Annotated in this window: 1 protein-coding gene; it reads right to left on the minus strand. The window is 62.9% G+C overall.

From position 1 onward, the window contains the following. Positions 1-12: 12 nt before the first annotated feature. The coding region (locus CH42_RS14340; protein ID WP_162231096.1) for a ParA family protein at positions 13-275 on the minus strand (263 nt) is incomplete at its 5' end.

The following is a 275-nucleotide window of genomic DNA, read 5'->3' on the forward strand; positions in this document are numbered from 1 at the left end:
TCCTCTTACCGCTCAGGCCGGCGTGTCGGCCATCTGCCGCACGCGCGCGATCATCTCGGCACCGAAATCCAGATAGGCCTTGGCCCCCTTCGATGCCACGTCAAACGCCACGCCCGGCATGCCGTACGACGGCGCTTCGGCCAGACGCACATTGCGCGGGATGACCGTCTTGAACACCTTGTCGCCGAAGTGCGATTCGAGTTGCGACGAGACCTGCTGCTGCAACGTCACGCGCGGGTCAAACATCACGCGCAACAGACCGATCACCTTGAGAT

The organism is Leucobacter musarum subsp. musarum, assembly GCF_001273845.1.
Classification (GTDB): domain Bacteria; phylum Actinomycetota; class Actinomycetes; order Actinomycetales; family Microbacteriaceae; genus Leucobacter; species Leucobacter musarum.